Here is a 10,648-nt window from a genome sequence, read left to right on the forward strand (position 1 = left end):
CTGGACTTCCACCGTAGAGCCTGAAAACAGAAGAATCCTTTATCCGGGTGCTTCAGTTTCATTCATACCTTCAGATGCTTTCAACTGGAATTCATCTACGGTCAATGATTTGAAATTGAGATTGGGTTATGGTACCTCTGCAGGTTTTCCTAGTCCTTATAGGACAAGAAATATCTTGAGTCAGTCTTCAAGGGCTTTCCAAAATGCTGGAGGAACCCTTTTTCAGACTCATTCATTGAGTAATACTTTAGGTAATCCTAACTTAAAGCCTGAATTGCATGAGGAGGTTGAATTTGGTATTGAAACAGCCATGTTCAACAACAAAGTAAGATTTGACATCTCATTGTACCAGAAGAACACCAATAATTTGATTACTTCTGCACCTATTGACCCTTCCACTGGTTTCACGAATACTACCATCAACATCGGTAAGATCAGAAACAGAGGTATTGAATTCCAAGGAACTGCAACTCCGATTACTACGGCAAGCGGATTCAGCTGGGAGACTATCTTAAACTGGACTGCATACAGAACAGTTACCATGGAATTGGGTGAAGGTTTGGAAGAAGTGGTTTATGCAGGTTTTACTACCCTAGGTAACTTTGCTATCCCTGGACAGCCTTTCGGTATCATCAAAGGAACTGTTTTTGCCCGTGACGAGCAAACTGGTCAGCCAATAGTAGATACTAACGGGACTTACCTTGAAGATACTGATATTGGTGTTTTGGGAGATCCAAATCCAAAGTGGACAAGTTCTTGGATCAACACCTTGAGATATAAAGGCTTCTTCATGAATTTCATGTTAGAATACAGAAGAGGTGGAATCATCTTCTCTAACACTGTGACTGCTACCCTTGCTAGAGGGGTGACCAAAGATCCTGTCGTAGATAGAGAGATGAGTTTCATTCTTCCGGGTGTGAAAAGAGACGGAACTCCTAATGATATCCAAATCACTGCATCTAACTACTTCTTTGACGGTTATCACGTAGGTGCTGATGAGTCAAACGTATTTGATGGCTCAGCAGTTAAGTTGAGAGAATTGTCGTTTGGTTATGACCTTCCTTCGTCTATTCTTTCTAAAACTCCATTTAGACGTGCTTCTGTTGCACTTAGCGGTACTAACCTTTGGTTTAGAGCGCTTAACTTCCCTCCAAACATGAACTACGATGTTGACGTGTTGGGTGTAGGTGTCGGTAATGGATTGGGCTTTGACTTTGTAACTGGTCCAAGTTCAAGAAGATTCGGTGGTACATTAACCTTAGCATTCTAAACCACTAAATTTTACTATAATGAAAAGAAAAATATATAGTTTGATAGTTGCATGTACTTTGCTATTCGCATCATCATGTGACCTTGATTTATTGGATAGTCCAAATGAAGTTACAGCTGCTACAGCTGATCCTAGTTGGGTTCTAAATAACGTTCAATTGGCATATGCGGGAATGTTTGAGGGTATCAGCAATACCGGTGCACAGATCACCAGGATATTGTCCCAACCAAATGTAAACTATCAGAACGCATATGGCCCGGAAGCTTTAAACGGGGTTTGGAGTACTTCTTATGCTACCATCTTAAGTGATATTCAATTTATTGAAAATGAACTTAATACACCTGAAAGACCTATCCCTAGACACGTTGCTATTGCAAAAGTGATCAAAGCTATGGTTTTGATGCATTTGGTAGACCATATTGGTGATGTTCCTTATTCTAAGGCTTTGAACGCAAGTGATTTTGCGCCAACAGTTGACAGTGCTGAGGATGTATATAAAGTTGCATTGGATGAATTGGTGGCAGCAAGGGCAGCTTTCGCAATTTCTACGGCAGCACTTCCTACAGATTTGTTCTACAACAATAACGTAGTAAGATGGCAGAGATTGGTTAACACTCTGGAATTGAGGTATTACCTCAATACCAAATTGGTAAACAGTGGTTCAGCGGCTAGAATAGCTGCCTTGGTAGCTGAAGACAATTTGTTGAAAGCAGGTGATGATTTTGTTTTCAGATATGGTACTAGTCAAACCAACCCTGATTCCAGAGCACCAAAATTTGGTCAGTATGGTGGAGGTGGAGGTGCTTACCAAAGCACTTGGTTTATGTATCATTTGACAGAGGCTAAAGGTTTGGAAGATCCTAGGGTAAGGTATTATCTTTACCGTCAGACTACAACCAATCCAACTGATCCTGATGAATTGAGATGCTTGGGAGAAATAGCTCCTGGACATTATTTGGCAGGAAGTTTTCCTTTCTGTTTGCCGAATATGACTGTGAATGGCAAAGGTTACTGGGGTAGAGACCACTTGAACAATGAAGGTATCCCACCGGATGGTTTCAGAAGAACAATGTATGGTTTGTATCCTGCAGGAGGTCGATTTGACGAAAATTCTGCCTCGCCTGTAAACTCTCCACTCTTAGGTGCAGGAGGTGCAGGTCTACAACCTATCATGTTGTCTGCCTATGTTGACTTCATGGTTGCTGAAGCTATCCAAACTCTTGGTGTACCTGGCGATGCAAAACAGAGAGTACTTGATGGTGTCACCAAGCATATGGATTTCGTTAGGTCATTTGCGCTAGCATCTTCACAGGCTGGTGTTGTGACTGCATTTCATCCAACTGCAACTTGGAATGCTGCTGTAGCTGCATACCTTGCAAAAGTTGGTGCGGATTGGGACGCTGCTGCTACTGATAGAAAAATGAACATCATTGCCAGAGAATACTGGTTGTCACTTTTCGGTAATGGAGCAGAATCTTATAACCTGCACAGAAGAACAGGTCAGCCTGATAACATGCAGCCTGGCTTGGCGGTTGATCCGGGATTATTCCCAAGATCTTTCTTGTATCCGACTGTTTTCACAGTAACGAACAAGAATGCTCCTGCACAGAAAGCCAATCTTGGTCAAAGGGTATTCTGGGATACTAATCCTGAAGGTAACGGTTGGGTAAATTAATCTCTAAATTACTAAAATATGAAATTGATAAAATATAGTTTAGGAATGTTGGTAACCATGTTGGTTTTTATAACCTCATGTACTGACTTCGTTGATCCACGGATTCCCTATTCCACTTTTGATACAGGGGCTTATCTTAGGACAGTTGCCCGTACCAGTGATACCTTTAATTTCTTTGATTTGGCAAATGCCAAGTTTGACATTACTATTGAAGGAGTTGATGCCGAAAATGGTGCTACAGTTGAATCTGTAGAAGTCAGGGTAAGGAGAAGGAGATTGATTCCGGGTGTAGGTTTGGAATATATTCCTGTTGGAACAGGTACCACTGTAAATGATGTGCTTATAAAAACACTTTCTGCTTCAGATTTTTCTTCTACGACTGAAAGTAAGTTTTTGAGAGCTCAAATATTAGTGACCTCAGCAGAGACTTTCTCAGCATTGGGAATTACTGCGGCACAGGTCAATGGTGGTGATGTGTTTGAATTCCGTCTTAAAATGACTGACAAATTCGGACGTGTATTCAATGATGTCAACGCAAGTGCTGATATCAAAGGTGGTGCATTCTATGCTTCTCCTTTCTTGTACAATGTTTCTGTTGTTTGTCCTACAGACTTGGCAGGTACGTTTGACTTCACCTCCTCTGATATGGATTCACCTTTTGGTTCGTGTCCTGGTACAATCACAGGAAAAGTTACGTTTACTGCTGTTGCAGGGACAACTTCTTATAGAGTTTCAGATGCTACTTTTGGATTTTGGAATTGTTATGGAGATACTTTTGGAGGAGATGTTAGACTCAATGATGCATGTGGATCTTTGTCTTTCTCAGGTTCGGATAAGTATGGTGATACCTATACTTTCAACTTCATCAGTGTATCTGCTGCTGAATTGGTATTTACTTGGGTCAACACATCTAATGAGACTGGACGAGTTGTATTGAAATCCAATGCCGGCAAGCCTTGGCCTCCGGGATTGAGATAAAATTCCTTAATTAAAATAATTTAAAAAAGCAGCATCTCAAGATGCTGCTTTTTTTTTGCCAATCGCGATTTTTGTCATATTGTTGTTTTGCTTTTTAATTCCATTTGTATAACCGTTTTAACGGTTTTTAAATATCTTTTTTTGGGTTTACATTTGTCTTGTTGACAATAAAACCGATGGATAAATTCTCCTACATTTCAAATGCACATGTAGCTTATATCGATGAGCTCTATTCTGATTATAAAAATAACCCTGAATCAATAGACCTAAGCTGGAAGGTATTTTTTGATGGCTTTGATTTTGCAATTGCCAAATATGGGGAAGATCAGGGTACTCCTCCTGCTTCAAAAAGTCCTGAAGGGTCCAAAGAAAGTGTAAACGGTTCTTTGCTTACACCCGGGACTATCATGGACATGGAGCAATTGCCAAAGGAAATTAAGGTCAGGGCTTTGATACATGCCTATAGATCTCGTGCCCATCTTAGATCCAAAACCAATCCGGTAAGAGAAAGAAGGGATAGGAAGGCTTTGTTGGATATCGAGGATTTTGGTTTGGATCAAAATGACCTCAATACTGAATTTCAGGCCGGAAAGGAAATTGGGATAGGAACAGTAAAGCTTTCTAAACTCATTGAGTCTCTTAAAATCATTTATGAAGGGGCTATCGGTTTCGAATATACATATATCAGAGATCCTGAAATGTTGGATTGGTTGAAAACAAAGTTTGAAAAAGAAGCCTTGTCATTCAATCCTTCGGTAGACGCCAAAAAAAGGATTCTGTTTAAATTGAACCAAGCTGTCGTATTTGAAAACTTTCTTCACACCAAATACCTTGGTCAAAAAAGATTCTCTTTGGAAGGTGGCGAAAGCACAATCCCATTTTTGGATGCAGTCATCAATACAGCTGCAGAATTTGGGGTTGAAGAAGTTATGATAGGAATGGCGCACAGAGGAAGGCTCAACGTCCTATCAAACATCATGGGTAAAACCTACGAACAGATTTTTTCTGAATTTGAAGGTACTGCCAAGCCTGACCTGACCATGGGTGATGGGGATGTCAAATACCATATGGGTTATTCATCCGATATCATTACCACAGGAGATAAAAAAGTTAACCTTAAACTAGCGCCTAATCCATCCCACCTTGAGGCAGTTAATCCCGTAGTTGTTGGATTCATGAGGGCTAAGATTGATTCGCAACATAAAAACGATTCCAACAAAGCCCTTCCTATCCTAATCCATGGAGATGCGGCAGTTGCCGGTCAGGGTATTGTATATGAAGTGACACAGATGGCCGGGTTGAAAGGATACAATACCGGAGGTACCATTCATTTTGTCATCAATAACCAAGTCGGGTTTACGACAGATTTTGATGATGCGAGGACTTCAATTTATTGTACTGATGTAGCCAAAATCATCGATGCGCCTGTTATCCACGTGAATGGTGACAATGCGGAAGCGGTTGTTTTTGCGGCCAATATTGCTGCGGAATTCAGACAAAAATACAGAAGGGACATTTTTGTAGATATGGTTTGTTACAGAAGGCACGGACACAATGAGTCAGACGAACCTAAATTTACCCAACCGGAATTATATAATATTATCTCAAAACACCCAAATCCAAGGGAGATCTATGTTAAGAGATTGACAGAAAGAGGGGATATCGATGCAGAAATTGCGAGGGTAATGGATGAGGAATTCAGACAATTGCTTCAGGACAGGCTGAACTTGGTCAAAGAAAAACCTTTGCCATATCAGTTCACCAAGTTTGAAAGGGAATGGCAATCTTTGAGAAGATCTACTCCTGAGGACTTTGAAAAGTCACCCGATACTTCTGTTTCCCTTGAAAGTATAGAAAAAGTTGCTGAAGCTTTGACTACCCTTCCAAAGGGCTTCAAGCCGATCAAGCAGATTGAGGTACAATTAAAGCAAAGAAAAGACATGTTCTTTACAGCCAAATCCCTCAATTGGGCAGCGGCAGAACTATTGGCATACGGGACCTTGCTCCTAGATGGTAAAACTGTCCGCATTACAGGGCAAGACTGCCAAAGGGGGACTTTCTCACACAGACATGCGGTGGTGCATGATGCCAATACCAATAAACCTTATAACTTTTTGAAAGAACTGAAAGACAGTAAAGGCTTATTCAGTATTTACAATTCCCTGCTTTCAGAATATGCTGTCCTTGGATTTGAATATGGGTACGGCATGGCCAACCCTCATTCATTGACGATTTGGGAAGCTCAATTTGGAGATTTTGCCAATGGCGCCCAGACAATGATTGACCAGTTTATTTCCTCAGGTGAATCCAAATGGGGAAAAATGAACGGTATCGTCATGTTGTTGCCACACGGATATGAAGGCCAGGGACCCGAGCATTCCAATGCAAGACCGGAAAGATTCCTTCAGCTATCTGCTGAATACAACATGGTGGTAGCCAATATCACCGAGCCGTCTAACTTCTTCCATCTTTTGAGAAGACAACAGACATGGGATTTCAGGAAACCTTGCGTGGTCATGTCTCCAAAATCATTATTGAGACATCCAAAGGTTGTTTCTCCTTTGGAGGAATTTACAAATGGCGGATTTAGGGAGATTTTGCTTGACAATACCGTGGAACCAAAAAATGTGAAAAGGGTGATCCTTTGCTCCGGAAAGATATTTTATGATCTTGATGAATTAAGAGAAAAAGAAAAAGTTACCGATGTGGCTATCATCAGGATAGAGCAACTTCATCCTTTTCCTAAAAAACAGATCATTGAAGCCTTGCAGGTATATAATGGTGCTGAGATTGTTTGGGTACAGGAAGAACCTGAAAACATGGGCTATTGGAATTATATTTTGAGAATGCTGTACAAAGAACTTCCTATGGACATCATTTCAAGAAAACCTTCTGCTTCTCCTGCAACAGGCTACAATAAAGTCCATGTGGAAGAACAGGGCAAAATCGTCAGGAAAGCATTGAAACTTTCATAAATTTTCTCATTGCAGGAGATTGTACATCCTGCAATGAGATTGTTATTTGATGTCAAAAAATTTTAGCCGTTTTGGCTTTTTAAAAAGGAAACAATGAATCTAGAAATGAGGGTCCCTACCGTAGGGGAATCAATTACAGAAGTTACCATTGGTCAGTGGTTTAAAAAGGACGGTGACCAAGTCCAAATGGATGAGGTGATATGCGAGTTGGAATCCGACAAAGCCACTTTTGAACTGACTGCAGAAGCTGGAGGTACTTTGAAGATCAAAGCCCAAGAAGGGGACACATTGGAAATTGGAGCAGTGATTTGTATGATTGATACAGAATCAAATTCAGAAAGCAAAGAAGAAAAAACAGCAGTTATGGAAACAGCAAAATCAAGCCAAGGAGGCAAAACAGGTGAAATCAAAGACATGATTGTACCTACCGTAGGAGAATCAATCACTGAAGTGACTTTGGCCTCGTGGTTAAAAGCGGATGGTGATTATGTGACCTTGGATGAAATCATCGCTGAGGTCGACTCTGACAAGGCTACTTTTGAATTACCTGCCGAAGCCAATGGAATCCTCAGGCATGTTGCCAAGGAAGGAGATACCCTTGAAATCGGCGGCTTGATCTGTAAAATCGAAGTGGTAGAAGGTGGTGCACCTGCTGCTACCTCTTCCGGTTCTGTTGCAGTCGAAACAACCAAGGCTGCTGCTTCTGGAAATGAAACCTATGCCACCGGGCATGCTTCCCCAGCTGCTGCCAAGATCATTGCCGAAAAAGGAATCAGTGCAGGGGATGTCAAAGGAACAGGTAAAGATGGCCGTATCACCAAAGAAGACGCTTTGGGCGCTCAAGCCAAAGAAACTCCAAAAGCAGCTGAAGCAAAGCCAACAGCTCCTAAAACTGAGACCGCTACTCCAAAAGTTGCAGGATCCAGGGAAAGCAGAAGAGAAAAAATGACTTCCCTGAGAAGAACTGTATCCCGAAGATTGGTGGCTGTGAAGAATGAAACAGCCATGCTGACCACATTCAATGAGGTGAACATGGGACCAATCATGGATATGCGAAAAAAATTCAAAGACCAGTTTAAAGAAAAGCACGGTGTCAACCTTGGCTTCATGTCTTTTTTTACCAAGGCGGTATGCGTAGCACTTCAGGAATGGCCTGCTGTCAACGCCATGATCGATGGCAATGAAATCATTTACAATGACTTCTGCGACATTTCCATCGCAGTTTCTGCTCCAAAAGGATTGGTGGTACCTGTGATCAGAAATGCAGAAGCCATGAGTTTTGAACAGATTGAAAAAGAGGTAGTTAGATTAGCTGGCAAGGCTAGAGACAACAAATTGTCGATAGAAGAAATGACTGGTGGTACATTCACCATCACCAATGGAGGAGTTTTTGGTTCCATGATGTCCACTCCGATCATCAATGCCCCACAGTCTGCTATCCTGGGTATGCACAACATTGTTGAGAGGCCTATGGCTGTAAACGGCGAAGTCAAAATCCTTCCGATGATGTACCTCGCCCTTTCCTATGACCACAGAATCATCGATGGGAGAGAGTCTGTAAGCTTTTTGGTACGTGTCAAGCAATTGCTTGAAGATCCGACAAGACTGCTTTTTGGAGTTTGATATAGTTAGAAGTAGGAAGTAAAAGGTGATCAAAAAGTACAAAGTATTATGTACCAAGAACCAAATATTTAAATAGTCGAATAAATTGGCTCCTTGATAAAGTTTAGGAGTGACGGAAATTTAAGATTCAGTTAAATTATCACTTCACTAAAATTCCAAGGAAAATGCACAGGTATAAAGAGTTAAAAGTTTGGCAAAAGGCCATAGACTTAGCAGTTGAGGTTTACAAGATTACCGAGAAACTGCCGAAAGATGAAAGATTCGGTTTGATAAGCCAAATGAATCGGGCGGTGGTTTCTATTCCTTCCAATATTGCTGAGGGTGCAGGTAGAAACGGCAAAAAAGAATTCCATAATTTCTTAGGAATTGCTCTAGGATCTTCATTCGAATTGGATACACAAATGGTGATATCAAATCGCCTGAATTATCTGAATGACGAAGATTTCAAAAATGTTGAAAAAGAATTGGAGCATGTGCAAAATATGATTGTCAAGCTCAAAATGAGTTTGAATATTGATACTTAATTCGATTCTTGATCCGGAATACGTCAGCAAGATTCTATATACTTGGTACCTAGTACTTAGTACTTGGTACCAAATACATCAACAAAATTCAATCTTCAGTGATACCAAGTCTCACGTCTTGTGTATCATCCCGATAGCGGGACTAAAATCTTTAAAAATAACCACATGTACATGGTACTTGGTACTTTGTACTTAATACATCAAAAAAATGTACGACGTCATAGTAATCGGTTCAGGTCCGGGAGGATATGTAGCAGCCATCAGGGCAGCCCAATTGGGTATGAAAACTGCCATCATTGAAAAATACCCCACACTTGGAGGTACCTGCCTTAATGTAGGCTGTATCCCTTCCAAAGCTCTTTTGGACTCCTCGGAACATTACCACAATGCCTCCCATACTTTTAAAACCCACGGGATCAACCTCGATAACTTGGAGGTCAATCTGGAGCAGATGATTTCAAGAAAATCTGAAGTGGTCAAGCAAAATGTGGATGGCATCCAGTTTTTGATGAAGAAAAACAAAATCGATGTGCATCATGGTTTGGGTTCTTTTGTAGATGCCAATACTGTAAAGGTGACCAAAGACGATGGTACATCAGAAGATATCAAAGGCAAAAACATCATTATTGCAACAGGTTCCAAGCCTGCATCTTTGCCTTTCATCAAAATCGACAAAGAAAGGGTCATCACTTCTACCGAAGCTTTGAAGCTGAAAGAAATTCCCAAGCATATGATCGTCATCGGCGGCGGTGTGATCGGCATGGAATTGGGTTCTGTCTACGGCAGACTTGGAGCGAAAGTGTCTGTAGTAGAATACCTAGACGCCATTATCCCTTCCATGGACCGCACCATGGGCAAGGAACTTCAGAAGTCATTGAAGAAATTGAATTTTGATTTTTATTTGAAGCATAAAGTGACTGCGGTGGAAAACACAGGCAAAGAAGTCATTGTAAAAGCAGAAAACAGCAAAGGAGAAACCATCGAAATCGTCGGGGACTATGTATTGGTTTCCATTGGAAGAAAAGCTTACACGGCAGGTTTGAACGCGGAAGCTGCAGGAGTGAAAATCTCTGACCGTGGCCTGGTCGAAGTGGATGGGCATTTGAGAACAAATGTACCAAATATCTACGCGATAGGTGATGTGGTCAAAGGAGCGATGTTGGCACACAAGGCCGAAGAAGAAGGTGTGTTTGTCGCAGAGACCATCGCCGGACAAAAACCGCATATCAATTACCTATTGATCCCCGGAGTAGTTTATACTTGGCCTGAAGTAGCCTCAGTAGGATATACTGAAGAACAGCTCAAAGAACAGGGCGTAAAATATAAAACCGGAAAGTTTCCTTTTATGGCTTCAGGCCGTGCCCGTGCTTCCATGGATACGGATGGAGTAGTCAAAGTATTGGCAGATGCAGCTACGGATGAAATCCTTGGTGTGCACATGATAGGGCCAAGAACTGCAGACATGATAGCCGAGGCGGTCGTCGCGATGGAATTTCGGGCATCGGCGGAGGACATTGCTAGGATGTCACATGCTCACCCAACATACACGGAAGCCTTCAAAGAAGCCTGCTTGGCTGCAACAGACAACCGAGCACTGCATATT

7 protein-coding genes are annotated in these 10,648 nt (G+C 41.5%); all 7 read left to right on the forward strand.

Translation table 11 applies throughout. The annotated features are described in order from the left end of the window. On the forward strand, nucleotides 1-1,270 hold a 1,270-nt coding region (locus tag ACZFYI_RS09220), incomplete at its 5' end, for a TonB-dependent receptor domain-containing protein (RefSeq protein WP_462523834.1). A 19-nt stretch (nucleotides 1,271-1,289) separates the two neighbouring features. Further along, complete coding sequence (locus ACZFYI_RS09225) at nucleotides 1,290-2,945, forward strand: SusD/RagB family nutrient-binding outer membrane lipoprotein (RefSeq protein ID WP_462523835.1); 1,656 nt, start codon at nucleotides 1,290-1,292, stop codon at nucleotides 2,943-2,945. 18 nt (nucleotides 2,946-2,963) lie between these two features. Further along, nucleotides 2,964-3,923, forward strand: coding sequence for a hypothetical protein (locus ACZFYI_RS09230; protein ID WP_462523836.1), 960 nt, complete (start codon nucleotides 2,964-2,966; stop codon nucleotides 3,921-3,923). 176 nt (nucleotides 3,924-4,099) lie between these two features. Then, the gene (locus ACZFYI_RS09235) at nucleotides 4,100-6,898 is read left to right on the forward strand and encodes a 2-oxoglutarate dehydrogenase E1 component (protein WP_462523837.1); all 2,799 of its coding nucleotides are present in this window, start codon (nucleotides 4,100-4,102) and stop codon (nucleotides 6,896-6,898) included. A 93-nt stretch (nucleotides 6,899-6,991) separates the two neighbouring features. Then, the gene (odhB, locus tag ACZFYI_RS09240; RefSeq protein WP_462523838.1) at nucleotides 6,992-8,521 is read left to right on the forward strand and encodes a 2-oxoglutarate dehydrogenase complex dihydrolipoyllysine-residue succinyltransferase; all 1,530 of its coding nucleotides are present in this window, start codon (nucleotides 6,992-6,994) and stop codon (nucleotides 8,519-8,521) included. Nucleotides 8,522-8,685: 164 nt separating this feature from the next. Next, on the forward strand, nucleotides 8,686-9,045 hold the full coding sequence (locus ACZFYI_RS09245) for a four helix bundle protein (RefSeq protein ID WP_462523839.1): 360 nt from the start codon (nucleotides 8,686-8,688) through the stop codon (nucleotides 9,043-9,045). Nucleotides 9,046-9,253: 208 nt separating this feature from the next. After that, the coding region (gene lpdA, locus ACZFYI_RS09250) for a dihydrolipoyl dehydrogenase (RefSeq protein ID WP_462523840.1) at nucleotides 9,254-10,648 on the forward strand (1,395 nt) is incomplete at its 3' end.

Source organism: Aquiflexum sp. (assembly GCF_977115555.1).

What these genes read in the sequence shown, in the direction of transcription:
- ACZFYI_RS09225 (WP_462523835.1), top strand. Translation starts at nt 1,290, where the DNA reads ATGAAAAGAAAAATATATAGTTTGATAGTTGCATGTACTTTGCTATTC.
- ACZFYI_RS09230 (WP_462523836.1), top strand. Translation starts at nt 2,964, where the DNA reads ATGAAATTGATAAAATATAGTTTAGGAATGTTGGTAACCATGTTGGTT.
- ACZFYI_RS09235 (WP_462523837.1), top strand. Translation starts at nt 4,100, where the DNA reads ATGGATAAATTCTCCTACATTTCAAATGCACATGTAGCTTATATCGAT.
- odhB (WP_462523838.1), top strand. Translation starts at nt 6,992, where the DNA reads ATGAATCTAGAAATGAGGGTCCCTACCGTAGGGGAATCAATTACAGAA.
- ACZFYI_RS09245 (WP_462523839.1), top strand. Translation starts at nt 8,686, where the DNA reads ATGCACAGGTATAAAGAGTTAAAAGTTTGGCAAAAGGCCATAGACTTA.